Raw genomic sequence first — 23,694 nt, forward strand, 5'->3', positions numbered from 1 at the left:
TGGATGGTCGGTGGCGGTCGGCTCTCGACCTGAGGTGACACCCACCGCGTGATTCCGGAGCCGCGAAAGCGGAGCCCCGAATGACGATGGAGGGTACGAGAGCTGGAGAAGTCGAATGAGGTCTACGCCCCCAACCGGTCCGCCACCTCCTCCGCCAGCGACAGGCTCGACGTCAGACCCGGGCTCTCGATGCCGAAGAGATGCACCAGCCCCGGCAATCCATGCTCGGCCGGTCCGTCGATGAGGAAGTCGGCGGCCCCCTCCCCCGGGCCGGACAGTTTCGGGCGGATGCCGGCGTAGTCGGGCACCAGCGCGCCGTCCGGGAGGCCGGGCCAGTAGCGGCGTATGGCGGCGTAGAACAGGGCGCCGCGGGCGGGATCGACCTCGTAGTCGGGGGCGTCGATCCACTCGACGTCGGGGCCGAAGCGCATCCGCCCGGCCAGGTCGAGGGTGAGATGGATGCCCAATCCGCCCTCGACGGGGGCCGGGTAGATCAGCCGCGCGAAGGCCGGGCGGCCGGTGCAGCCGAAATAGTTGCCCTTGGCGAGCACGAGGCGCGGCACCCGCGCCTCCGGATAGCCCTCGGTCGCCCGGGCGAGCGTCTGCGCCCCGAAGCTCGCCGCGTTGACGACCGCATCGACCGTGAGCGCGTCGTCCCCGAACCGCGCGACCCAGCCCTCGGGCGAGCGGGTCAGGCGGTCGATGGCGGTATGGAAGGCGAGTGCGCCCCCCGCCCCCTCGATGTCGCCCTGGAGCGCCAGCATCAGGGCGTGGCTGTCGACGATGCCGGTTTCGGTCGAGAGAAGCGCGGCGTTGCAGGTCAGGTTCGGCTCGAGCCGCTGCGCTTCCACGCCGTCGATGAGCGACAGGCCCTCGACGCCGTTCTCGATCCCTTGCGCGTGGATCGCCGCGATCTTGGCGCCCTCGGGCTCGGTCGCCGCGACGATCAGCTTGCCGATCCTGGCATGGGGCACGCCGTGGCTCCGGCAGAACGCATAGAGCCGGCGCCGTCCCTCGACGCAGTGGCGCGCCCTGAGCGATCCGCCGGGATAGTACATCCCGGCATGGATCACCTCGGAATTGCGCGACGACACGCCGGTGCCGATGCCGCCCTCCGCTTCCGCCACGATCACCTCGTGGCCGCGCAGGGCCAGTTCCCGACCGATCGCGAGGCCGACCACCCCGGCACCGACGACGAGCACCATCATCGGTCGCTCCTCCCTCTCCGTGTCTTCGTTCGAGGCTTGTACGACGAAAAAGGGCCCCTCTCCGGGGAGAAGGGCCCTCTTATGATCGAAACCTGAAAGAATCAGGCCGCGATCGACATGGTCGGCTCGGCGGCGCGCACGTCGGCGTCGACATGGGCCTCGAAGCGCTTGAAGTTCTTCTGGAACATCTCGACCAGGCTCTTGGCCGTCTCGGCGAAGGCAGCCTTGTCCTGCCAGGTCTTGACCGGGTACAGGATGTGCGGCTCGACGCCCGGCACCGAGGTCGGGACCGCGAAGCCGAAATACGGGTCGCGGCGGAAATCCGCCTTGGCGAGGGAGCCGTCGAGGGCCGCGGTCAGCAGCCGGCGGGTGACCCGGATCGGCATGCGACGGCCGGTGCCGACGCCGCCGCCGGTCCAGCCGGTGTTGACGAGCCAGCAATCGACGTGGTGGCGGGCGATCAGGTCGCGCAGCAGGTTGCCGTAGACCGACGGGTGGCGCGGCATGAACGGGGCGCCGAAGCAGGTCGAGAAGGTCGCCTCCGGACCCTTCAGCCCCTTCTCGGTGCCGGCCACCTTGGCGGTGTAGCCCGAGAGGAAGTGGTACATCGCCTCGGCGCCGGTCAGCTTGGCGATCGGGGGCAGCACCCCGAAGGCGTCGCAGGTCAGCATGACGATGTTCTTCGGGTGCCCGGCCTGGCCCGTGGCGCTCGAATTGCTGATGAAGGGCAGCGGGTAGGCGCAGCGGGTGTTCTCGGTGCGCGAGGCGTCGTCGAAATCCGGCTGGCGGGTGACCGGATCGATGACGACGTTCTCCATCACCGTGCCGAAGCGCTCGGTGGTGGAGTAGATCTCGGGCTCGGCCTCCTTCGACAGGCGGATGGTCTTGGCGTAGCAGCCGCCCTCGAAGTTGAAGATGCCCTTCGGGCTCCAGCCGTGCTCGTCGTCGCCGAGCAGCACGCGGTTCGGATCGGACGACAGCGTGGTCTTGCCGGTGCCCGACAGGCCGAAGAACAGGGCCGAGTCGCCCTCGTGGCCCACATTGGCCGAGCAGTGCATCGGCATCACGCCGGCCTTGGGCAGCACGTAGTTCAGGTACGTAAAGACCGACTTCTTCATCTCGCCGGCATAGGACGTGCCGCCGATCAGCACGATCTTGCGCGAGAAATCGACCGCGATGACGGTCTCGCTGCGGCAGCCGTGCCGGGCTGGGTCGGCGCGGAAGCTCGGTAGGTCGATGATGGTCAGTTCCGGCTCGAAGGTCGCGAGGGTCTCGCGCTCCGGGCGGATCAGCAGGTTGCGGATGAACAGCGAGTGCCAGGCATATTCGGTGAAGACCCGGGTGCGGACCCGGTGGCCGACCTCGGCGCCGCCGACGAGATCCTGGGCGAACAGTTCCTTGCCCTCGGCATGGGCCAGGAAGTCCTCCAGCAGCGTCTCGAACTGGGGCCGGGTGATGCCGCCGTTATTCTCCCACCACACCTCGTTCTCGGTGTCGGCGTCGCGGACCACGAATTTGTCCTTCGGCGAGCGGCCGGTATGGATGCCGGTCTCGGCCACCAGGGCGCCGCCGGCGGCCAGCTGCGCCTCGCCGCGCTGTAATGCATGCTCGTAGAGGCTCGGGGCCTCCATGTTCCAGTTGACGCGCTTGAGGTTGCGGAGGCCGATCTTGGCGGCGCCGAACGCCTCGTTGAATACGCCGATGTCGTTCACGCCTGTTCCTCCTGGCGCCGACCTCGGGATACACGGCCGGCAGCCGGTCCGGATCGGGCCGATTGACTTAACCCTCGCATCGGGTGCGGTGACCGTACTGTGCTAGCAGGTCGCGCACCTTCGCGCCGAGGCCGATCAAGGCGCCTCGGTGGGCAGCTTTAGTAGGTGGCGAAACTTCACGGTTCAATCGAATTCGCTCATTTCGGCAGTGACAAGCTGGACTTTATGTCATGGATCGGGGACGGCACGGGCCTGCGCCGCCATCGCCACCAGGGTCGAACGCAGGGCCGCCGGATCCGCCAGCCGCTGCGGGAAGGCGACCCGGGCGGTACGCTCGCCGGCCATCAGGTCGAGGCCCTCCGGGTCGAAGCCGGTGAGGCGCCACGGCCCGGGTTCCTCGCCGGCGAGCCGCGTCGCGTAGAGGGCGACGGCGTCGAGATGGTCCTCGTTCATGTGGACGACGGCGCCGGGCTCGGATTCGGCCAGCGCCTCGAGCCCGGCGAGGTCGGTGAGGAGTTCCGGCCCGGTCAGCGTCGCGGCCTTCGCGAATCCGCCGTTGAGGTGCCCGGCCCTCACTTCGAGCCGGAAGAAGGCGAAGTCCGGGAAGTCGGCGTAGAGCGCAGCTTTCGGATGGCGGGCGAGGAAGCGCGCCCGCACCTGCGGCTCGGCGCTGCGCTCCGCGCGGCCGGCCACGGTCAGGCGCGGATGGGCGAGCGGATCGCCCTTGCCGCCCTGGGAGAGGAGGATGGAGCAGCGCGGATCGGCCTCGAGGTTGAGGGTGTGGGCCGAGAGGCGGGAGAGCAGCATGAGCGGCGTCCCGTCATGGTCGGTCGCCACGGTGACCAGCGACGCGAACGGCGCGCCCCCGTCCCGCTCCAGGGTCGCGAGCGCGCCCGCGCGCACTTTTCGCAGGAGCGACTTGGCGAGCCCGATCGCATCGAACGGCGCCTCCGCGGCCGGCAGCGGCGCGGCCTGCCTCCTGTCCGCCTCGGGCAGGGCGTTCCCGGGCAAGGCGTTCCCGGGTTGGCCTTTCGCCGGTAAGCCGTCCTCGACAAAGCCGTTCTCGACCATGCGGTTCACCCCTCGCCTCGCGCGTTTCGCGACTTACCTTGGCGTCGGTGCGCAGGACCGTCCAGGCCGCGCGACGCCGCGGGCCCGACGCCTCGGCCGCCTCAACCTGTGGCGGCCTCGCCACGGGTGCTCGCTTTTTTGGCGGGATGGCCTTAAGGGAGTCGAGATCGTGGCGTCGCGGCCACTGTCCAGCCTTTTTGGATCGAGGGCCGCGCGGCCCGAGATCTGCCGGGTCCGGAACCGGTTCTAGTCGGGTGGCGTTCAGCAGGGCCGGTATGTCCTGCGGGCGAGACCCGCGCCCCAGGGAATGCCCATGCCGACCATCGCCCTCGTCGATGACGACCGCAACATCCTGACCTCCGTGTCGATCGCCCTGGAGACCGAGGGGTACAGGATCCAGACCTACACCGACGGCGCCTCCGCCCTCGACGGCCTGAAGCACTCGCCGCCCGACCTCGCGATCTTCGACATCAAGATGCCGCGCATGGACGGGATGGAGCTGTTGCGCCGCCTGCGCCAGAAATCCGACCTGCCGGTGATCTTCCTCACTTCGAAGGACGAGGAGATCGACGAGCTGTTCGGCCTCAAGATGGGCGCCGACGACTTCATCCGGAAGCCGTTCTCGCAGCGCCTGCTGGTCGAGCGGGTGAAGGCGGTCCTGCGCCGCTTCGCCGCCAAGGAGGCCGGCCCCGGCGCCTCGGCCCGGGAGGCGGAAGCCGCGGCCGCCCGCTCGCTGGAGCGCGGCCAGCTGATGATGGACCCGGAGCGCCACACCTGCACCTGGAAGGGCGAGCCGGTGACGCTGACCGTGACCGAGTTCCTGATCCTCCAGGCGCTGGCCCAGCGCCCGGGCGTCGTGAAGAGCCGCAACGCCCTGATGGATGCGGCCTACGACGATCAGGTCTACGTCGACGACCGCACCATCGACAGCCACATCAAGCGCCTGCGCAAGAAGTTCAAGGTCACCGACAACAGCTTCGACATGATCGAGACCCTGTACGGCGTCGGCTATCGCTTCAAGGAAATGTAAGACACTTGACCCTCAGAGATTTGCCCGCGTGAGCGAGGGATCGAGCCTCGGCCCCGTGCGCCGCCTTCTGGGCGGCACGGGCCGGTACTTCCGCGGCGTGGGCCGGCTGCCGGACGGGTCCGTCCCGAAACCGTCGAGCGAGATCGACCCGGACGCGGAGGCCGCGCGCGAGCCGTTCGGCTGGCGGACGGTCCGGAGCTGGATCGCCGAGCGCTTCGCCTCGAGCCTGACCCGGCGCATCGTGGTCCTGAACCTCGCCGGGCTGATCGCGCTCCTGATCGGCTTCCTCTACCTCAACCAGTTCCGCCAGGGCCTGATCGAGGCCCGGGTGCAGAGCCTGCTGACGCAAGGCGACATCATCGCGGGCGCCATCGCCGCCTCGGCGACCGTCGATACCGATGCGATCACCATCGATCCCGATCGCCTGCTCCAGCTCCAGGCCGGCGAGGGCGGCGGCTTCGGCGACGAGGCGCCGTCGGGCCTCGAATTCTCGCTCAACCCGGAGCGGGTGGCCCCGCTCCTGCGCCGCCTGATCACGCCGACCGGCACCCGTGCCCGGGTCTACGACCGCGACGGCACGATGCTGATCGATTCGCGCGGGCTCTACATCCGGGGCGACCTCAGCCGCGACCCGCCCGCCGCCCACAAGGAGCGTCCGAGCCTGATCGAGCAGGCCTGGAACGCCGTGCGCACGCACGTGCCGGGCCTCGGCCGCCCCTCCGTGGCCGACGAGCCGGGCCCGGCGGACGGGCGCACCCTGCCGGAGGTCCAGCGGGCGCTCGCCGGATCCCGCGGCACCCTGGTGCGCCGCAACGGTCCGGGCGAGACCATCGTGTCGGTGGCCGTGCCGATCCAGCGCGGCCGTACCGTCCGGGGCGCCCTGCTGCTCTCGACCCAGGAAGGCGACATCGACAAGATCATCGCGGCCGAGCGGTTCTCCCTGCTCCAGGTCTTCATCATCGCGGCGCTCGTGATGGTGGTCCTGTCGATGCTGGTCGCCGGCCAGATCGTCGGCCCGGTCGGGCGCCTGGCACAGGCCGCCGAGCGGGTGCGCACCGGCATCAAGTCGCGCCAGGAGATCCCCGACTTCACCCGGCGCACCGACGAGATCGGCCACCTCTCGGGGGCCTTGCGCGACATGACCCAGGCGCTCTATCGCCGCCTCGACGCGATCGAGAATTTCGCCGCCGACGTCTCGCACGAGCTGAAGAACCCCCTCACCTCGCTGCGCAGCGCCGTCGAGACTTTGCCGCTCGCCAAGACCGACGAGTCCCGCGGCCGGCTGATGCAGGTCATCCAGCACGACGTGAAGCGCCTCGACCGGCTGATCAGCGACATCGCCGACGCGTCGCGCCTCGATGCCGAGCTGGCGCGCGCCGAGGCCGGCCGGGTCGACCTCAGGAAGCTGATCACCACGGTGGTGTCGGTTGCCAACGAGCGCCGGCGCCGGGGCGATGCCCTCATCGACCTCTCCGTCGAGCCGGGGCCGGCCGGGGTCGAGGATCCGTTCGCGATCCTCGGGCATGACAGCCGGCTCGGTCAGGTCGTCAACAACCTCCTCGACAATGCCCGCTCGTTCTCGCCGAAGGGCGCGAGCGTCCGGGTGGCCCTGCGGCGGCGGCGCAACGCCGTCGAGCTGACCGTGGAGGATGACGGCCCGGGCATCCCGCCCCATGCCCTGGAGCGGATCTTCGAGCGCTTCTACACCGATCGGCCTGAGCAGGGCTTCGGCCAGAATTCCGGCCTCGGCCTGTCGATCTCGCGCCAGATCGTCCAGGCTCATCGCGGGACGATCCGGGCCGAGAACCGCCTCGGCCCGCCGGGCGAGGACGGCGAGCCGACCCTGCTCGGGGCGCGCTTCATCGTCCGCATCCCGGCCCAGAACCGGTGAGACGTGCCCGCGGTCCGAGTCCCGCGATCCATGCCAGCTGCGTGGTGCTGGGCGAGGACGGGATCCTGATCCGCGGCGCGTCGGGGAGCGGCAAATCGACCCTGGTGCGTGACCTGATCGGGCTCGGCTCTATCTCGGGCGTCTTCGCCGCCCTCGTCGGCGACGACCGTGTGGCGCTGACGCAACGGCATGGGCGCCTGGTCGCGGCCGCCCACCCGGCTCTCGCGGGCCTCCTGGAGATCCGCGGCCTCGGCCTGCAAGCCGTTGAGCCGACGATGCCTTCGGCGGTCCTGCGCCTCGTCGTCGACCTGACCCCGCACGCCCTACGGATGCCCGAAGAGGCCGGGGAGACCGTTCTTCTCGGTGGCACGCGCCTGCCCAGAATCTTTCTTCCGCCGGGGCCTGGCCTGGCCGGAACGGTGCTGTGGCGCTGGCGCCGCCTCCGTGTCATGATGATGACCGATTGATGCGGATTTCCCCGCATTGCTCTTGCGCTCGCCTTTGCGCTGCACAAAATGGCGGCTCGGCTCCAACGGGGCGTCGGAACTCGTGTCGATGATTGGAATGGTGCTCGTCACCCACGGCCTGCTTGCGACGGAATTCAAGGCCGCGCTGGAGCACGTCGTGGGGCCGCAGGATCAGCTCGAGACGATCACCATCGGCCCCGAGGATGACATGGAGGTCCGTCGCAAGGACATCATGTCGGCGGTGTGCCGGGTGAATTCCGGTGACGGAGTCGTCGTGCTGACCGACATGTTCGGTGGAACGCCGTCGAACCTCGCGCTCTCCTGCATGAACGGCGGCTCGGTCGAGGTGGTCGCCGGCATCAACCTGCCGATGCTGATCAAGCTCGCCAGCGTGCGCGACGAGGAGAGCCTGAGCGATGCGGTGCTCCACGCCCAGGAGGCGGGGCGTAAGTACATCAACGTCGCCTCGCGGGTCCTCGCGGGCAAGTAGGCGGGCAGGTCGATAGATGGGCGGGCCAACCGGGCGGGCGTGACGATCCCGCCATCGGCAGGGTCTCGCCCGCGATGGTCGGCTCCCTCGATGGTCTCCCCCTCGATTCCTGCGCCCTTCGCCCTAGCTTTCTGCCTCCGCCCGGTTACGCTACGGGCCGAGCCCTCCCGATGCGCGCGAGAGCCGGACGACCGTCCATGACGGTCCGAACCGGATCCGAGCAGGTGCCCCGCCGATGACGCCTTTCACCGACACCGACGACGAGGATGGCGACCTTCCCCCGGTGCCCGAGGGTGCCAGCGCCCGCGACCTACCGATCATCAACCGGCGCGGCCTGCATGCCCGGGCCTCGGCCAAGTTCGTGCAGATGGTGGAGAAGTTCGGTTCCGAGGTCACGGTGAGCCGGGGCGGCGAGACGGTGGGCGGGCGCTCGATCATGGGCCTGCTCACCCTCGGGGCCGCGCAGGGCACCAGCATCCGGGTCACGGCGCTCGGCCCAGACCAGGATGCCTGCATGGAGGCGATCAGCGCCCTCCTCGCCAACCGGTTCGGCGAGGACGAGTAGGCGTCATACGACATCCGACCGATTGCGTCGCAATGCGGATTTCGGCTTCGCTCAGACGCCGCACGGGCTGATGAGACGACGTCCGGAAGGGATCTTCCGAACGTCGTCTCACGCCCGCAGACGGAGGAGCTGGCGCAGGGACGTCCGCTCCCGCGGCGGCCGTGCGCGCCCTTCCGCCTCCACGGTCACCACCGCTTCGATGCGAGCGGGCACCGGCCCATGCACCGGGGCCTCGGCCAGGTACAGGCCGGCCTGGCGCCAGATCGTGTCGTGCCGCCCGGTGGCGAGATGGACCGCCGCCGCCACCACCTCCCCGTCCCGCCGCACCAGGTCGACGCAGGCTTGCCGCCGGTGGGCGAACCGCCGCGTCACCACCCGGAACGCCGTCGCGGATGCCGGATCGGCGAGCAGGCTCTGCGGGCCGCGCCGGGCATCCAGCACCAGGAAATGCTCGACGGCGTCGCGCAGCCGCACCGGATCGCGCACCCGCTCCAGCGAGGTACGGCCGGCCGGCAGGGTCAGGGGCACCGGCGCGGGGGCCGCCGAGGCGGCCTGCTCCGCCACCGCGAGGCGCCGCCCCGAGCTGCCCGCGGCCTCGCCGAGGGCGACCGCGAGGCCCGAATCCGGTCGCAGGTCCGGCCAGAGCAGGTCGACGAGGCGCAGCGGAGACTGGCGCAGGTGATCGAGGGCGGCGCGCAGGACTGCGCCCGCGTGGCCGGCATCGACCGCCGCCTCGGCAGTGCCGGCGAGCGGCAGGCGCCACAGCTGCGCCCGGCCGGCCAGGCCCTGGCGCACCGGCAGGCGCAGCGGCAGCACGCCGCGCAGGATCGGGGCGCGCAGGCCGTCCTGCCAGACCAGCAGCAGGGCCAGGGTCTGACCGTCCGCGAGGTGCTGCGTCATCGTCAGGGTGAAGTCCGGATCGGCGTAGACGCTCGGCTCCAGCGCCCGGCCCATCAGGCTGCGCCAGGCCTCGACCTCCGCCTCCCGCAGCGAGGAGGGATGGCGCAGTTCCGCCCGCAGGGTCACCGCGCCGGTCAGGCCGCCCTCGATCAGCGTGAAGGGAGTGCTCATCGCCGCCTCGTTCCGGATCACCCGTCCCGGAACGGGACAGGGGCGCGGCCCCAGTGGCCGTTCCGGACGAGGCGTTTCAAATCCTGTGCCCCGAATCCTGTCTCCCCGGCCCCGCCTGCGGAGGCGGGCCGGCCCCGGCGATCAGCCGCCCGGGATCGCCAGCGGATTGCCGGTCAGTGCCGCGGCGTCCGGCGCGTCGACGGTGGGCCGGCCCAGGAACGCGTCCCACAACCGGCGCACGAAAGCGGGGTCGAGGTCGCGCATGATCAGCACCAGCCGCGAGCGGGTGTCGCCGTCGGGCCAGGCAGGCAGGGTCGCGGGCGTATGGACGACGTGCTGGACCCCGTGCACCACCACCGGGCGGCCCGGATCGTCGGCGAGTGCCACCAAGCCCTTGAGGCGCAAGAGCTTCGGGCCGTGGGCCGAGCGCAGCAGGTCGAGGAACATCTCGAACGCCGCCCGCGGCACCGGCGCATCGCTGACCAGATGGAAGGCCCGGATCGCCGCATCGTGCCGGTTCACGTCGTGATGGTGATGAGCGTGATGATGGTGGTCGTGATGCCCGGCTTCGTCCCCGAGCCAGGCCCGCACGTCGGCGACCTTGCCGTCGAGGTCGAACAGCCCGGCCAGCAGGTCGTCGGCCGGGGTGTCCGGCGTGAGAACCGGTGCGCCGGGATTGATCCGGCCGAGCCGGGCGCGCACGGCGTCGCCCTCGTCCCCGGCGAGGTCGGTCTTGGTCAGCACCAGCCGGTCCGCCACCGCGACCTGGCGCAGGGCTTCCGGATGTGCATCGAGCGTGCCCGCGCCGTTGACCGCGTCGACCACCGTGACCACGCCCTGGAGCGCGTACCGCATCGCCACGTAGGGGTGGTAGAGCAGCGCGTGCAGGATCGGCGCCGGGTCGGCGAGGCCGGTGGTCTCGATCACCACCCGGCGGAACGGCTGGATCCGCCCGTTGTCGCGCTTGCGCAGCAGGTCCTCGAGGGTCGCGATCAGGTCGCCGCGCACCGTGCAGCACAAGCACCCGGCCCCGAGCAGGATCATCCCCTCGTCCACCGTCTCGATCAGCAGGTGGTCGAGCCCGACCTCGCCGAACTCGTTGACGATCACCACCGTGTCGGCGAGCTCCGGCGCCCGCAGCAGCCGGTTGAGCAGCGTGGTCTTGCCGGCCCCGAGAAAGCCGGTGAGGACCGTGAGCGGGATCGGTGCGGGGCGGCCGGGGGTGTCTATCATGGCACGGTTCTCGTCGGGCTGGTCCCGGCGAACTGCGCATCGGGGCGCCGGACGTCAATCCCGGTCGTGCACACCGTTGCGAGCACGCCGCCGTCGAGCATGCGGTCGTCGGTCGCCCAGAGCAGCCGCAGGGCATCGAGCGGGAGGCGCAGGACCGGCCGGTCCCACCGGCGTTCGATCAACGCGGCCAACGTTGCGGTCTCCGCAGAGTCGAGGTCGTCGGTGAGGTTACGGAGGCCGACGAGGTAGAGCCTCGTCTCCGGCCGGACCATGATGCCCTGGATCTCGGCCAGCACGTCGACCCCGTCGCGGCATTCGGGATAGACCCGCAGGTAAGGCCGGCCGACATTGACGGTGCCCGAGAACAGGCCGCGCAGCTCGAAGGTGAACGGGCCGAGGGCGGCGAGCGCAGCCTGCTGCTCCCGAGTGATCACCACCGGCACCGCATCGGGCCCGGTCGCCAGGGAGCCGCACCGGGTCGCGTGCAGGCGGTCCGCGCGGCGCGCGGCGACCTCCCAGGCGATCGTGCGCGCGAAGGGCGCACCGCGCAGCTCCCGCGCGGCATGGGCCGGGGCGGCGGCCAGCCGCGCCTACGGCACCGGCAGCACCAGCGAGACGACCCGGGGATGATGCCCGCGCACGTAGTCCCGGCCGTCCTTCGCGGGGATCACGCCCGGATGGTCGGGCGCCACCGGGGGCAAGCGCGCGAGGCGATAGGCATCGTCGAGGGCGAGGCCCTGCCCCGGCACGAAAACGGTCCGGCTGCGGCGATAGGCCAGGGCACCGTCCGGGCAGAAGACCGGCGCCGCCTCGGCCACCGGCTCACTCGTCCTTCTTGCGGGCCGATTTGACGGCCGGTTTCGTCACGGGCCTGGCTTCGGCCTTCTGCGCGGGCTTTGCCGCCGGCTTGGCGGTCTTGGCGGCCGGCTTCGCCGCGGGCGTCGCCGTCGCCTTGTGCCCCTTCGGCTCGGCGATCACCGCGGTGGCCGGACCGGTGGAGGCGAAGGCGGAGGCCGTGGCCGGCGTCGCGCCCTTGTGGCGGGCGAGGAGCTTCGGCTGCGGCACGGTCGCGCCGGTGGCGGCGATGCTGCGGCTCGGGGCGGGCTTCGGCGGCACGGGCTTGGCGACCTTCACCCGGGCGGCGGGCTTGGCCGCGGCGGGCTTGGCCGGCGCTGCGTCGTCGTTCGCCGCGATGGCGCTCTCGGCCGGGTCGCGGCCGGTCCAGACCAGCACCGGCTGCAGCGGCGCCCGGGGCGGCAGGGCGCGGTTGCGCAGGGCCGCGCTGTTCATGGTGGCGAAGGCGAGCGCCGAGGAGGGCGGTGCGCCGGCGGCCATCAGCTGGGCGTTGGCGTTGTCGGCGTTGCCGCCGGCGGCGGCCCCGGCCGTCACCGCGGAGGAATCCGAATCGGCCGGCATCGGCCGGCGCTTGTCGCAGATATAGGGCCGCATGTCGGGCGGCGCGGCGATGCCCGAGGTCGGCAGGTCGTTGAGGGTCTGGCCGCCGAAGCTGAACCCCGACTGGCCGAAGCCGTAATCGAACAGGTCGGCGGCCTTCAGGTCGCGCTCGCGGGCGCTCGCCTGCCCCATCACCACGGTGAGGATGCGCCGGCCGTTGCGGTTGGCGCTCGCCACCACGTTGAAGCCGCCCGAGCAGATGAAGCCGGTCTTCATCCCGTCGACGCCGGCATAGCGGCCCAGCAGCCCGTTGTGGTTCGGCATCACGGCGCGGCCGAACTGGATCGCCGAGATCGAGAACAGGTCGCGGTTCTCGGGGAAGTCGCGCAGGAGCGCCCGGCCGAGCACGGCCATGTCCCGGGCCGAGGTCCATTGCCGGGCGTCCGGCAGGCCGTTGGGGTTGTACCAGTGGCTGTCGCGCATCCCGAGGCGCTGCGCGGTCTCGTTCATCAGGGCGGCGAAGCCGTCGATCGAGCCGCCCAGATTCTCGCCGATCGCCCAGGCGACGTCGTTGGCCGACTTCACCATGATGATCTTGAGGGCGTTGTCGAGGGTGAGCTGGGTGCCGGGCTTGAAGCCCATCTTGGAGGGCGGCTCGGCCGCGGCGACCTCCGAGATGGTGAGCAGCTGGTCCATCGAGGCCCGGCCCTGGCGCACCATGTCGAGGGCGACGTAGGTCGTCATCAGCTTGGTGATCGAGGCCGGGTACCACGGATCGGTGGCGCCCTGGCTGTAGATCACCTTGCCGGAATCGACGTCGACGACCAGCATCGGTGCGGTGACGGCCCCCGCCGGTCCGGCCGCGAGAGACCCAGCGGCCAAGCAGGCGCCGAGGCCGAGGAGGCGTCCGGCGAGGCGCGGCAGGAGCGCACGTGTCAACATTCGGATGAGTTCCCGTCGTGCCGGTGCCGCCCGCGGCGCCCCTCGCGACCGTCCGGCTCCCGGTGGAGGCCGCCCGGTCGCGCCGCCCCCGGCACCGCACGGCGGACCGTCCTTAGATTGTAGGGCAACGGCGAAGCTTTTGACAGCGCCGCGCGATGCTCTCATGAACGCGCCATCCGTGGCGGGAGCATGGCGGCGCTGCCATCCCCGCCCCGTCCACAGGCGCGGACCGGACCCGCGCCCGGTGCGCTTGCCGGCGCGATCCCCATCTGACACGGCAGGACGACCACGAGACGACAGGGAGCAACGTGCGCGACGCCGACCGGCGGCGCCCGACGACCGACATCATGAGCTACGCCGTCAAGGAGATTTTCCACACCCTCCAGGGCGAGGGCGCCCAGGCCGGGCGCGCCTCGGTGTTCTGCCGTTTTTCCGGCTGCAACCTGTGGAGCGGGCGCGAGGCCGACCGCGCGGAGGCCGTCTGCCGCTTCTGCGACACCGATTTCGTCGGCACCGACGGCATCGGCGGCGGCCGGTTTCTGAATGCCGAGGCCCTGGCCGAGGCGATCGCGGCCTGCTGGGGGGCGGCGCTGGGGCGGCGCTACGTGGTGTTCACCGGCGGCGAGCCGCTCCTGCAACTCGACGAGGCACTGCTCGCCGCCGTGCATGCCAGGGGCTTCGAGGCCGCGGTCGAGACCAACGGCACGCAAGCCGCGCCGGCGGGGATCGACTGGGTCTGCGTCAGCCCCAAGGCCGGCGCTCCCTTGCGGCTCACGCGCGGGCACGAGCTGAAGCTCGTCTACCCCCAGCCCGGCCTCGATCCGGACGCCCTGGCCGAGCTCGACTTCCGCCATCACTGGCTCCAGCCGATGGACGGGCCCGACCGCGTCGCCAATACCGAGGCGGCGGTGGCCCATTGCCTGCGCGACGGCCGCTGGCGGCTGAGCCTGCAGACCCACAAGCTGATCGGCATCCCGTGAGCCGGGGGCGAGGCGGGTTCGCCCGCTTGCCCATCGGTGCTAAGGCGCTGTCCACATTCATTCCCAGACGCGACCACAGATGAAGATCACCCAGGCCTTCACGTTCGAGGCGGCGCACCGGCTGCCGAACGTGCCCGTCACCCATCGCTGCCACCGCATGCACGGCCATTCCTACCGGGTCGAGCTGACCCTCGACGGGCCGGTCGATCCGGCGACCGGCTGGGTGGTCGATTTCTTCGACGTCGAGGCCGCCTTCGCACCGGTGCTGGAACGCCTCGACCATTACTGCCTCAACGAGGTGCCGGGCCTCGAGAACCCGACCGCCGAGCACATCGCCGCCTGGATCTGGGACAAGACGAAGCCGGCCCTGCCGCTGCTCGCCTCGGTCAAGGTGTTCGAGACGCCGATGTCCTGGGCCGAATATACCGGTGCGTGACGCCTGAATGCCGGTGCGAGCGCACGCGTCGCCCGACGTGTCGGAGAATGACAGCATCCTGCCGTCGACCCCATCCGAGGTGAGCGAATAGGACGCCCCGCCGTGCCCACGCGATCGGCCGAAACGCCCGCTCATGCGGGTTCCGACGACGCGGAGCACCCGCGGCGGCTCGCGGGCATCGTCCGGGCCGACCCCGACCTGATGTCCCTCCTGAAGGCGGCCCGCTCCCTCGCCCTGCCGCAATGGCGCCTCGTCGCCGGCTGCCTCTACCAGACGGTCTGGAACGTCCTGACCGGCCGGCCCCGCGGGCACGGCATCCGCGACTACGACCTGATCTACTTCGACCCCGACACGTCCTGGGAGGCCGAGGACGCGGTCCTGCGGCGCGCCGCGGCCATCCTCGCGCCCTGCCCCGGCCCGGTCGAGATCCGCAACCAGGCCCGGGTCCATCTCTGGTTCGAGGCCCGCTTCGGCGCTCCCTACCCGCCCCTGCCCGACGCCGACGCGGCGCTCGCGCGCTACGCGGCGGCCGTCCACGCCGTCGGCGTGCGGCTGGAGCCCGACGACACCCTGTCGATCGCCGCCCCCTTCGGCCTCGCCGACCTGTTCGGGTTGGTCCTGCGCCCCAACCCGGTGCTCGCCAATGCGCAGACCTACACCGCGAAGGCGGCGAGGATGCGGGCCCTGTGGCCCGAGCTGACGGTGCTGCCGTGGGGTGGGGCGGACGATCCGTCCGTCAAGTGCGCGAAGGACACGCCCGCGCTGTCCACCGGCCTGTCCCCCGGACCCTCCCCGGTTTCGACAAGCCGTTGACCCCGCAGGGATCTTCCGGACGCATCAACGGGACTTCAACGAAACGGTCACGATTCCAGGATCTTGCTGCCGGACAGGCTGTGGATCGGGCGTGGGCGGACGTCTTGCGTAAGGATCGCTTTACCTTAGGCCCAATCGTTCCTGTTGCGAAACGTCCCCCGGACGGCCTAGTTTTCCACCTGTACCCGCCCTTCGCGCAGGTCTCGTCCCGCTCTCGATCGACCGGACCCGCCCCGCGGCGCGCGGCGCCTGGGCCGATGCCCGGAGGCGGCTGCCAACCCTCGGTACCGCCTCGCGGTTTTCGAAGGCCGGCGGGTCTTAAGAGAAACGAGACCAGTTGTTGATAGACCGGGGTGAACCACGGGAAAAAGGCTGAAGTCGGTTGACTTCTCCAGGCCTTCGACCCGGCCGCCGGGCCTCCGTCCGAGGCGCGGGGCGGCAAGCGTATCTGCGTACGGACCGGGAGCGGGCAGCCGCCACCGGGCCGAGAAGGGACCAGTCATGCGTGTGGACGGCAGCTTGGCGGCAGGGGTCGGCTCCAGCCGCGGCGGCAACGGCGATGACGGCCGCGAGACCGCAGGAGCCGAGATCGCGGGAGCCTGGCAGCGGGTGAAGCGCCGCCTGCGGGCGGAACTCGGCGAGGACGTGTTCGCGAGCTGGTTCGCCCGGCTCGAATTGCAGGACGTCTCCGGCGGCGTCGCCCGCCTCACCGTCCCGACCCGGTTCCTCAAGAGCTGGATCGAGTCGCACTATCTCGACCGGGTGCTCGCCACCTTCCGCAGCGAGGCCGACGGCATCGAGAGCCTGGAGGTCGGGGTGCGCGGCGCGATGGCGCCGGCCCGGCCCGGCGCTCCGGTTGTGGCCAAGCCCGCGACGAGCCCGCGTCCGGCCGCCTCCCCCGGCCCGGTGGCGGAGCTGCCCGAGCCCGAGCGCGCCGCCCGTGGCCACGCCCCCGAGGGCGATCTCGGCGGCGCTCCCCTCGATGCGCGCCTGACCTTCGAGAGCTTCGTGGTCGGCCGCTCGAACGCCCTGGCGCATGCCGCCGCCGAGCGGGTCGCCCGGCACGACGGCGGTCCGGCCCTCTACAACCCGCTCTACTTCCATGCCGGCGTCGGCCTGGGGAAGACCCACCTCCTCCACGGCATCGGCCACGCGGTGAAGAATGCCGGACGGCGGGTGATCTACCTCACCGCCGACCGCTTCATGTACGGCTTCGTCAATGCCCTGAAGACCCAGAGCGCGCTGGCCTTCAAGGAGAAGCTGCGGGCGATCGACGTCCTGATCCTCGACGACGTGCAGTTCATCCAGGGCCGTTCGATCCAGGCCGAGTTCGGCCACACCCTGAACGCGCTCATCGATGCCGGGCGCCAGGTGGTGGTGGCGGCCGACCGGCCGCCGACGGAGCTGGAGGCCCTCGACGAGCGGGTGCGCTCGCGCCTCGCCGGCGGCCTCGTGGTCGAGATCGGCACCCTCGACGAAGCCCTGCGCGCCTCGATCCTGCAAACGCGCCTCGAGGCGGTGCGGGCGTCGCATCCGGCCTTCGAGGTCGGCCCGGCGGTCGCCGAATACGTGGCGAAGGCGATTACCGCCAATGGCCGCGACCTCGAGGGCGCGGTCAACCGGCTGCTCGCCCACGCGACGCTCACCGGCGCGCCCGTCACCCTCGACACCGCCGAGACGGCGATCCGCGACCTCGTGAAGAACCGCGAGCCGAAGCGGGTCAAGATCGAGGACATCCAGAAGCTGGTGGCGAGCCGCTACAACGTCTCGCGCTCCGACATCCTCTCCGAGCGCCGCACCGCCGCGGTGGTCAAGCCGCGCCAGATCGCCATGTACCTCTCGAAGGTGCTGACCCTGCGCTCCCTGCCGGAGATCGGCCGGCGCTTCGGCGGACGCGACCACACCACGGTCCTGCACGCGGTGCGCAAGATCGAGAAGGCGATCGGCGAGGACACGGCGCTCTGCGACGAGGTCGAGCTGCTGAAGCGGATGCTCCAGGACTGAGACCGCGGAACGGACGCGTCTCCGGAAGGCGTATGAGGGAGGCTCGTGGATGAGCCTCCCCCGCCCGCTTGCGTTCGGGGAGCGCCTTCGCCAAAGTTCCCGTCCCGTGCGTGCACGGGGCAACGAGTGCGGTTGCCGGCCTTGAACGGTCGGTCGTTCGAGACACGGATCACCCTGATGAAAGTCACCGTCGAGCGCGCGGCCCTTCTTCGGTCGCTCGGCCACGTGCACCGCGTCGTGGAGCGGCGCAACACGATCCCGATCCTGTCGAACGTGCTGCTGCGCTCCGGGCCGGACGGGCTCCAGCTCAAGGCCACCGACCTCGACATCGAGGTGACCGAGACGATTCCCGCCGACGTGGTCGATGGCGGCGCCATCACGGTGCCGGCCCACGTCATCTACGACATCGTCCGGAAATTGCCCGACGGCGCCCAGGTCTCGCTCGAGACCAGCGGCGAGACCGGCCAGATGCTGATCCGCTCCGGCCGCTCGCGCTTCACCCTCGGCGCCCTGCCGGAGGCGGATTTCCCCGATCTCGCCGCCGGCGAGCTGCCGCACCGCTTCGAGCTGCCGGCCGCCGACCTGAAGCGCCTGATCGACAAGACCCAGTTCGCGATCTCCACCGAGGAGACGCGCTACTACCTCAACGGCATCTTCTTCCACACCATCGACGCCGAGGGCTCGCTCAAGCTGCGGGCAGTGGCCACCGACGGCCACCGCCTCGCCCGCGTCCAGATGGAGGCGCCGGAGGGCAGCGGCGGCATGCCGGGCATCATCGTGCCGCGCAAGGCCGTGGCGGAGATCCAGAAGCTCGTCGAGGATGGCGGCGAGACCGTCGGCGTCGAGATTTCCTCGGCCAAGGTGCGGTTCAGCTTCTCGTCGGGCGTCACCCTGATCTCGAAGCTGATCGACGGCACCTTCCCGGACTACGCGCGCGTCATCCCGACCGGCAACGACAAGCGCCTGACGGTGGAGCGCGACCAGTTCGCCAAGGCGGTCGACCGCGTCTCGACCATCTCGTCCGAGCGCGGCCGTGCGGTGAAGCTCGCCATGACCGACGGGCGCCTGTCGCTCTCGGTCAACAACCCGGATTCGGGCTCGGCGACCGAGGAACTCGACGTCGATTACGAATCCGGCCCCCTCGATATCGGCTTCAACGCCCGCTACCTCCTCGACATCACCGCCCAGCTCGACGGTGACACCGCCCTGTTCCGCCTCGCCGATCCGGGCTCGCCGACGGTGATCCAGGACCGCGAGGGCGCGCCGGCCCTCTACGTGCTGATGCCGATGCGGGTGTGAGGACGGGATCGCGCGCGGCGACCGTCGCGCGCATCGGCACCGGACTCGTCCCGTCGTCCCGGGGCGGGGCCCGGGATCCAGTCATCCGATGGGCGGCGGCCGACCGACCGGAGCCGGGTTCCCGCTCGCTCCGAGACGCCGCGCCGCGGCGCATGACGCCCGCGACCGCGCCGGCTCGCGCGACGACCTGTGATATGCCCCCGGGATGACCGAGCCCGACTCCTTGCGCGTCACCCGTCTGATCGCCCGCGACTTCCGCAACCACGCCGACCTCGATCTCGCGGTCGGCCGCCGGTTCGTCGCGCTGGTGGGGGAGAACGGGGCCGGCAAGACCAACATCCTGGAGGCCCTGTCGCTGTTCGCCCCCGGCCGGGGCCTGCGCCGTGCCGACTTCTCGGTCATGGCACGCGAGAGCGGGGCCGGCGGCTTCGCGGTGTCCCTGACCCTGGAGGGGCCGAACGGCGACCACCGCATCGGCACCGCCTGGGAGCCGCCGCGGGGCCGCGACGAGCGCGGCGGCCGGCTCTGCCGCATCGACGGCGCGACCGCTCCCTCGCCCACCGCCTTCGCCGAGCAGATGCGGGTGGTCTGGCTCACCCCCGACCTCGACGCGCTGTTCCGCGGGCCTGCCGGCGACCGGCGCCGCTTCCTCGACCGCCTGGTGCTGGCCGTCGATGCCGGCCACGGCGCCCGGGTCAACGCCATGGAGCGGGCCTTGCGCTCGCGCAACCGTCTCCTGGAGGAGCGGCCCGATGACGGGCCCTGGCTCGACGCCGTCGAGCGCGAGGTGGCGGAACTCGCCGTCGCGGTGGCGCTGGCCCGCCGCGAGACGGTGGAGCGCCTCGACAGCCTGATCCTGTCCACCCGAGACGAGGCCTCGCCCTTCCCCTGGGCCGGGGTGCGGCTGGAAGGCGACATCGACGACCTGGTGGCGGTGTGGCCCGCGGTCGATGCCGAGGACCGCTACCGCGCGACCCTGCGCCAGAACCGCTTTCGCGATCGCGCCGCCGGCCGCACGCTCGCCGGCCCGCAAGCCTCCGACCTCGTCGTACGCCACGGCCCCAAGGACGTGCCCGCCGCCACCGCCTCGACCGGCGAGCAGAAGGCGCTGCTGATCGGCCTCGTGCTCGCCCATGCCCGCCTCGTCACCGGCATGAGCGGGCTGGCTCCCCTGGTGCTGCTCGACGAGGTCGCGGCCCATCTCGATCCCCGCCGCCGCGCCGGCCTGTTCGACGCCCTCGAGGCCCTGCCGGGCCAGGTCTGGATGACCGGGGCCGATCCGCTGCTGTTCGGTGAGCTCGGCGGGCGGGCGGACATGGTCCAGGTGGCGGACGGCGGCGTGCGCGGCACCGCCTGAGCCGCGAACGGGAGAGACTCCCGCGCCCTTCCCCGGATGCCCGTCGCGCAGAGCCGGGGGAATGTCGTTCCGGCCCGCTCGGTGGTGCCGCTTCGTCCCGTCTGCGGGATCGCCGCCGGCGAGCAGGCCGTCAGACGTCGGCCAGCATCGCGGGCTGGTCCACCTTGAGGGACATCTCTCGACATTTGGACTTGAATGTCCGTTCGCCGACGATTTCGGGTGTGTTAGATCTTGAATGGAGAAAGTCGTATCTATTTGATCTCAGAGTTAGGCTAAATCGATTTCCCTGAAAAAATGCGTGACGGCGCGCACATCGCCATGATACCTAAGGTTTAGGTAAATCTTGGCTGGCGCCGAATCATGCGACAAACCACGTTGAGCGTTCCGCTTGAAGTCAAGCCGCAAAGCTGCAGCCGTTTATCGGCGCTCATCGACGAACTCAAGATCGATCAAGACGAACTTAGTAATACAGAAATACCAAATTTCAATAACATATATACTAAAATACCTTTACTTCATTTCATGTCGATGAGCATCTTCGCGTCGTCGACGTACGACCCGATTTTCATCATCGAGGCCAATTTCGACGGCGAGATGGGTCCGTTCTGGGCGCAGTTCGATGCGGCCATGGGCGACAAGGTCCGCGAGATGATTCGCTGCTGCAAGCGGCCGCGGGACGAGACCGGCGATCTCTACGACCGCGTGACGGCGCCCGGGAGCCGGGCGTCGCTGGCGGCCTTCCTCGAGGCGCGGACGCAGCAGCCGAGCGTCTACTTCCACGGCAACCGGGGCCTCGGCCGCGACCGCATCCTTCAGGAGCGGGCGCTGTTCCGGGCGCTGCAGGAGGAGATCGACGATCCCATCCGCTCGGGCCCGAGCCCCTACCGGCTGGATTCCGGCGTCGAGGCCCACAAGCGCCTTCGCCTCGCGATGGACGCGCGGTTTCCCTGGCTCGACGAGCCGGCGCCCCGGCGGATCAGCACCCGCGATTCGATCATGGACTACGTCCGGTTCTTCCGGTTCCTGGTCCTCGCCCTGCTCGTCCTGTCGCTGCCGGGGGTGATGCTCGCCCCGCTGGTCTCGTGGCAGGTCTATCTCATCATCATGGCCGCCGGCGCCGCGGTGATCGCGCGGCTCTACGCCCGGCGCAAGGCGGTGCGCGGGCCCCCGGTCGTCAACCGCGTCAAGCTCACGCTGTTCGAGCCGCGGCGCGTCCTGCTGTTCCTCGCCGGCGTCGCGGTCTACGCGGTGCTGGCGGTGGCCGTCCTGTCGGGCGCGATCCTGGCGGTCCACGCCGTCCGGGCGCTGGCGTTCCTGTTCGGCCTCGGGCCCGAGCCGAGCCTGGCGCAGGCGCTCCTCGCCGCCGGACGGGCCGTTCTCCTGGGCCTGCTCAGCACGGTGCTGACGCTGCCGCTGCTCCTCTACGCCGTGCGCTACAACGAGCTGCGCGACAGCAGCCAGGACGCACCGCCGGTCAGCGAGCGCACCCTGCGCGACATCGCCCGGCACGAGGACTGGATCACCCAGAACCACATGGGCTCGATCGTGCTGAACAAGCCCGGCGCCCTGCGCTCGGTGATCCTGCGGGCCGGCCATTACGGCCTCGGCCTCCTGCTGCGGGTCCAGCCGGATGCGCGGGCCGGCTATCTCGGCAGTATGCGCACCGTGCACTTCGCGCACTGGGCCTTCCTCAACAACGGCAGCCGCCTGCTGTTCTTCTCGAACTTCGATCACAGCTGGGGCAGCTACCTCGACGACTTCATCGAGAAGGCGCATGTCGGCCTCACCCTGGCCTGGGGCTCCAGCGTCGGTTTCCCGCCCACCCGCATGCTCCTCTATGACGGAGCCAGCCACGGGCGGCAGTTCAAGAACTGGGCGCTCGCGTCCCGGGCGGTCAGCCGCTTCTGGTACAGCGCCTATCCCGATCTGACCGTCGACCAGATCGAGCGCAATCACCGGATCGCCAACGGCCTGCGCAAGCGCCGGATCAGCGAAGAGGAGGCGAAGGCATGGATGGCCGACCTGTGAGCCCTGCGACACCGGCGAGCGAGGGCGGGTCCCGGCCGAACTGGAAGCTCGCCGAGCCGATCAACGCCCTCACGCAGGGGATCGTGGCGAGCGGCTTCGGGCATCTCCCCTTCGGCCGCGCCCTCCTCCTCGACTTCGTGTGGGAGGACGCGGCGGAGGATGGCGCCAAGGGCGGGACAAAGGGCGGCTCTTGGCTGCACGCCCTCGACGCCGAGGTCGAGATCACCCACGGCGCGCCGATGGAGAAGGGATCGCGGGCCGCGATCCTGGCCTTCACCTGGACCGGCCTCAAGCGCATGCGGCTCGACGACCGGGCGCTGGCCTCGTTCTCGCGGCCGTTCCGCGAGGGGATGTTCCAGGAGGACCGCCTGCGCCGGCTCGGCGACCGCCGCACCGATTACTGGCTCGACACCGTGATCGGCGGCGGTCCGCGCTGGAGCGGGAACGTGCCGCTGCGGAATCCGTCGCAGCAGGATCCGGAATGGGTCAGCGCCACCTCGGTCCCCCACCTGCACAAGGAGCAGGATATCCGCACCCCCCTCACGGTGCATGCCCTGCTGCTGCTCTACACCGGGACCGAGGCGGAGGCCGAGGCCTGGTCCGGCCGGGTGAAGGCCCTGCTGCGCGGGGTCGGGGTCGAGACCGTGCGCGAGCTCGACCTGCATCTCGACATCGAGAAGCAGGGAGGCTTCAGCCGCGAGCATTTCGGCTTCGCCGACGCCCTGTCGCAGCCGATCCCCTACGGGCTGCCGATCCCGGAGGACGAATCGGGTCTGGTGACGCTCGCCGGCGTGCCGGCCCAGCGCGACCCGATCCAGGGCGTGCCGCTCGGCGAGATCCTGCTGGGCTACCAGAACGGCTACAGCGAGCCGGCGCCCGGGCCCCTCGTCAGCCAAAGCCACGATGACGGCCCCGACAAGGGCAAGGAGGATGCGCGCGTCGTTGCGGCCGGCCTCGAGCCCCACCCGCTGGCCGAGGGCTTCGCCGATCTCGGGATCAACGGCAGCTACCTCGTCGTGCGGGAGTTGAAGCAGGACGTGGCGATGTTCTGGAACTCCTTCGACGCCAACGCGGCGCAGCTGAAGGCGAAGGACCCGAGCATCGGCCCGGTCGACGCCGAGTGGCTGGCGGAGCGGGCGGTCGGGCGCGACCTCGACGGGCACCTCCTCCGCCCCGGCGGCGGCGTGCTGCCGGCGAGGCCCGACGGCACGCCCGACAGCGACTTCCTGTTCCGCGAGCGCGACCCGAAGGGCCTCGGCTGCCCGCTGGGCAGCCATGTCCGCCGCTCCTTCCCGCGGGACGGGCTGGCTCCGGATCCGAGCCGGGACAGCCGCGACACGCTGCTTCAGTCCGCCAACAACCACCGCGTCCTGCGACGCGGCCGCAAGTACGGCGAGAAGATCGCCGACAAGCGCGTCGACGACGGGGCCGATCGCGGCCTGCTGTTCATGTGCCTCAACACCGACATCGAGCGGCAGTTCGAGTTCACGCAGCAGACCTGGCTTTTGAACACCACCTTCTCGACCCTGTACGGTGAATCCGACCCGCTGGTCGGGCCGTCGGGCCACTTCACCATCCCGCAGGAGCCCCTGCGGCGCCGGGTGCCGGTGCAGACCTACGTGCAGTTCAGCGGCGGCGAGTATTTCTTCCTGCCGAGCATGCCGGCCCTGGCCTATCTGAGGCAGCTGTAACCGGTTCCCAC

General features: G+C 70.7%; 21 protein-coding genes. 13 read left to right on the plus strand and 8 right to left on the minus strand.

Going from position 1 to position 23,694, the window contains the following annotated elements; all coding sequences use genetic code 11:
* Positions 1 to 122: 122 nt before the first annotated feature.
* From G4G93_RS15650 to G4G93_RS15660, 3 genes are all read right to left on the minus strand, one after another.
* Positions 123 to 1,208 (minus strand): NAD(P)/FAD-dependent oxidoreductase, encoded by a 1,086-nt coding sequence (locus G4G93_RS15650; RefSeq protein WP_165085336.1) that lies wholly within the window; start codon positions 1,206 to 1,208, stop codon positions 123 to 125.
* 101 nt (positions 1,209 to 1,309) lie between these two features.
* A complete protein-coding gene (locus G4G93_RS15655; protein ID WP_165085337.1) occupies positions 1,310 to 2,920 on the minus strand; it encodes a phosphoenolpyruvate carboxykinase in 1,611 nt (536 codons plus the stop codon).
* Positions 2,921 to 3,148: 228 nt separating this feature from the next.
* Positions 3,149 to 3,916 (minus strand): DUF2470 domain-containing protein, encoded by a 768-nt coding sequence (locus G4G93_RS15660; RefSeq protein WP_165085410.1) that lies wholly within the window; start codon positions 3,914 to 3,916, stop codon positions 3,149 to 3,151.
* Positions 3,917 to 4,304: 388 nt separating this feature from the next.
* On the opposite strand from G4G93_RS15660, the gene G4G93_RS15665 reads away from it, so the two are divergent.
* The 5 genes from G4G93_RS15665 (at position 4,305) to G4G93_RS15685 (ending at position 8,434) form a co-directional block, all read left to right on the plus strand.
* Positions 4,305 to 5,021: a response regulator transcription factor gene (locus G4G93_RS15665; protein WP_048430384.1), complete on the plus strand. Its 717-nt coding sequence runs from the start codon at positions 4,305 to 4,307 to the stop codon at positions 5,019 to 5,021.
* Between the two features lie 142 nt (positions 5,022 to 5,163).
* Complete coding sequence (locus G4G93_RS15670; protein ID WP_395413662.1) at positions 5,164 to 6,912, plus strand: stimulus-sensing domain-containing protein; 1,749 nt, start codon at positions 5,164 to 5,166, stop codon at positions 6,910 to 6,912.
* A complete protein-coding gene (locus G4G93_RS15675; RefSeq protein WP_312892021.1) occupies positions 6,909 to 7,379 on the plus strand; it encodes an HPr kinase/phosphatase C-terminal domain-containing protein in 471 nt (156 codons plus the stop codon). The genes G4G93_RS15670 and G4G93_RS15675 overlap by 4 nt, the downstream gene beginning before the upstream one ends.
* Before the next feature lie 88 nt (positions 7,380 to 7,467).
* Positions 7,468 to 7,869 carry a PTS sugar transporter subunit IIA gene (locus G4G93_RS15680; RefSeq protein ID WP_165085414.1) on the plus strand — a complete coding sequence of 134 codons (402 nt, stop codon included), beginning with the start codon at positions 7,468 to 7,470 and terminating at the stop codon, positions 7,867 to 7,869.
* 235 nt (positions 7,870 to 8,104) lie between these two features.
* Positions 8,105 to 8,434 carry an HPr family phosphocarrier protein gene (locus tag G4G93_RS15685; protein WP_165085339.1) on the plus strand — a complete coding sequence of 110 codons (330 nt, stop codon included), beginning with the start codon at positions 8,105 to 8,107 and terminating at the stop codon, positions 8,432 to 8,434.
* A gap of 108 nt (positions 8,435 to 8,542) precedes the next feature.
* Here G4G93_RS15685 and G4G93_RS15690 read toward each other — a convergent pair whose 3' ends face one another.
* The 5 genes from G4G93_RS15690 to G4G93_RS15710 form a co-directional block, all read right to left on the minus strand.
* The gene (locus G4G93_RS15690) at positions 8,543 to 9,505 is read right to left on the minus strand and encodes a GNAT family N-acetyltransferase (RefSeq protein ID WP_165085341.1); all 963 of its coding nucleotides are present in this window, start codon (positions 9,503 to 9,505) and stop codon (positions 8,543 to 8,545) included.
* Between the two features lie 141 nt (positions 9,506 to 9,646).
* Positions 9,647 to 10,738 (minus strand): GTP-binding protein, encoded by a 1,092-nt coding sequence (locus tag G4G93_RS15695; protein WP_165085342.1) that lies wholly within the window; start codon positions 10,736 to 10,738, stop codon positions 9,647 to 9,649.
* Positions 10,735 to 11,175 (minus strand): hypothetical protein, encoded by a 441-nt coding sequence (locus G4G93_RS15700; protein WP_165085343.1) that lies wholly within the window; start codon positions 11,173 to 11,175, stop codon positions 10,735 to 10,737. The genes G4G93_RS15695 and G4G93_RS15700 overlap by 4 nt, the downstream gene beginning before the upstream one ends.
* A 153-nt stretch (positions 11,176 to 11,328) precedes the next feature.
* Complete coding sequence (locus G4G93_RS15705) at positions 11,329 to 11,556, minus strand: hypothetical protein (RefSeq protein WP_165085345.1); 228 nt, start codon at positions 11,554 to 11,556, stop codon at positions 11,329 to 11,331.
* Between the two features lie 4 nt (positions 11,557 to 11,560).
* Entirely contained in the window at positions 11,561 to 13,075 is a 1,515-nt protein-coding gene (locus G4G93_RS15710; RefSeq protein WP_165085346.1) for a D-alanyl-D-alanine carboxypeptidase family protein, read from the minus strand.
* Positions 13,076 to 13,422: 347 nt separating this feature from the next.
* Between G4G93_RS15710 and queE the strand changes: the two genes are divergently transcribed.
* From queE to G4G93_RS15750, 8 genes are all read left to right on the plus strand, one after another.
* Positions 13,423 to 14,055, plus strand: coding sequence for a 7-carboxy-7-deazaguanine synthase (gene queE, locus G4G93_RS15715; protein ID WP_165085416.1), 633 nt, complete (start codon positions 13,423 to 13,425; stop codon positions 14,053 to 14,055).
* A 79-nt stretch (positions 14,056 to 14,134) separates the two neighbouring features.
* Positions 14,135 to 14,491 carry a 6-carboxytetrahydropterin synthase QueD gene (queD, locus tag G4G93_RS15720; RefSeq protein WP_165085348.1) on the plus strand — a complete coding sequence of 119 codons (357 nt, stop codon included), beginning with the start codon at positions 14,135 to 14,137 and terminating at the stop codon, positions 14,489 to 14,491.
* Positions 14,492 to 14,593: 102 nt separating this feature from the next.
* A complete protein-coding gene (locus G4G93_RS15725) occupies positions 14,594 to 15,304 on the plus strand; it encodes a nucleotidyltransferase family protein (RefSeq protein ID WP_312892023.1) in 711 nt (236 codons plus the stop codon).
* Positions 15,305 to 15,805: 501 nt separating this feature from the next.
* Positions 15,806 to 17,308 (plus strand): chromosomal replication initiator protein DnaA, encoded by a 1,503-nt coding sequence (gene dnaA, locus G4G93_RS15730; protein WP_165085350.1) that lies wholly within the window; start codon positions 15,806 to 15,808, stop codon positions 17,306 to 17,308.
* A 177-nt stretch (positions 17,309 to 17,485) separates the two neighbouring features.
* Positions 17,486 to 18,607, plus strand: a complete 1,122-nt coding sequence (gene dnaN, locus G4G93_RS15735; protein ID WP_048432113.1) for a DNA polymerase III subunit beta — start codon at positions 17,486 to 17,488, stop codon at positions 18,605 to 18,607.
* Between the two features lie 205 nt (positions 18,608 to 18,812).
* A complete protein-coding gene (recF, locus tag G4G93_RS15740; protein WP_165085351.1) occupies positions 18,813 to 19,964 on the plus strand; it encodes a DNA replication/repair protein RecF in 1,152 nt (383 codons plus the stop codon).
* A 528-nt stretch (positions 19,965 to 20,492) separates the two neighbouring features.
* Positions 20,493 to 21,992 (plus strand): hypothetical protein, encoded by a 1,500-nt coding sequence (locus tag G4G93_RS15745; protein WP_165085353.1) that lies wholly within the window; start codon positions 20,493 to 20,495, stop codon positions 21,990 to 21,992.
* Positions 21,974 to 23,683 (plus strand): hypothetical protein, encoded by a 1,710-nt coding sequence (locus tag G4G93_RS15750; protein ID WP_165085354.1) that lies wholly within the window; start codon positions 21,974 to 21,976, stop codon positions 23,681 to 23,683. Before G4G93_RS15745 ends, G4G93_RS15750 begins: the two co-directional genes overlap by 19 nt.
* Positions 23,684 to 23,694 lie beyond the last annotated feature (11 nt).

This window comes from Methylobacterium sp. DB0501 (assembly GCF_011043735.1).
GTDB lineage: Bacteria > Pseudomonadota > Alphaproteobacteria > Rhizobiales > Beijerinckiaceae > Methylobacterium > Methylobacterium alsaeris.

What these genes read in the sequence shown, in the direction of transcription:
- G4G93_RS15695 (WP_165085342.1), bottom strand. Translation starts at nt 10,738, where the DNA reads ATGATAGACACCCCCGGCCGCCCCGCACCGATCCCGCTCACGGTCCTC.
- G4G93_RS15710 (WP_165085346.1), bottom strand. Translation starts at nt 13,075, where the DNA reads ATGTTGACACGTGCGCTCCTGCCGCGCCTCGCCGGACGCCTCCTCGGC.
- G4G93_RS15650 (WP_165085336.1), bottom strand. Translation starts at nt 1,208, where the DNA reads ATGATGGTGCTCGTCGTCGGTGCCGGGGTGGTCGGCCTCGCGATCGGT.
- recF (WP_165085351.1), top strand. Translation starts at nt 18,813, where the DNA reads ATGACCGAGCCCGACTCCTTGCGCGTCACCCGTCTGATCGCCCGCGAC.
- G4G93_RS15685 (WP_165085339.1), top strand. Translation starts at nt 8,105, where the DNA reads ATGACGCCTTTCACCGACACCGACGACGAGGATGGCGACCTTCCCCCG.
- G4G93_RS15690 (WP_165085341.1), bottom strand. Translation starts at nt 9,505, where the DNA reads ATGAGCACTCCCTTCACGCTGATCGAGGGCGGCCTGACCGGCGCGGTG.
- queE (WP_165085416.1), top strand. Translation starts at nt 13,423, where the DNA reads ATGAGCTACGCCGTCAAGGAGATTTTCCACACCCTCCAGGGCGAGGGC.
- G4G93_RS15745 (WP_165085353.1), top strand. Translation starts at nt 20,493, where the DNA reads ATGAGCATCTTCGCGTCGTCGACGTACGACCCGATTTTCATCATCGAG.
- G4G93_RS15680 (WP_165085414.1), top strand. Translation starts at nt 7,468, where the DNA reads ATGATTGGAATGGTGCTCGTCACCCACGGCCTGCTTGCGACGGAATTC.
- G4G93_RS15750 (WP_165085354.1), top strand. Translation starts at nt 21,974, where the DNA reads ATGGATGGCCGACCTGTGAGCCCTGCGACACCGGCGAGCGAGGGCGGG.
- dnaA (WP_165085350.1), top strand. Translation starts at nt 15,806, where the DNA reads ATGCGTGTGGACGGCAGCTTGGCGGCAGGGGTCGGCTCCAGCCGCGGC.
- queD (WP_165085348.1), top strand. Translation starts at nt 14,135, where the DNA reads ATGAAGATCACCCAGGCCTTCACGTTCGAGGCGGCGCACCGGCTGCCG.
- G4G93_RS15665 (WP_048430384.1), top strand. Translation starts at nt 4,305, where the DNA reads ATGCCGACCATCGCCCTCGTCGATGACGACCGCAACATCCTGACCTCC.
- dnaN (WP_048432113.1), top strand. Translation starts at nt 17,486, where the DNA reads ATGAAAGTCACCGTCGAGCGCGCGGCCCTTCTTCGGTCGCTCGGCCAC.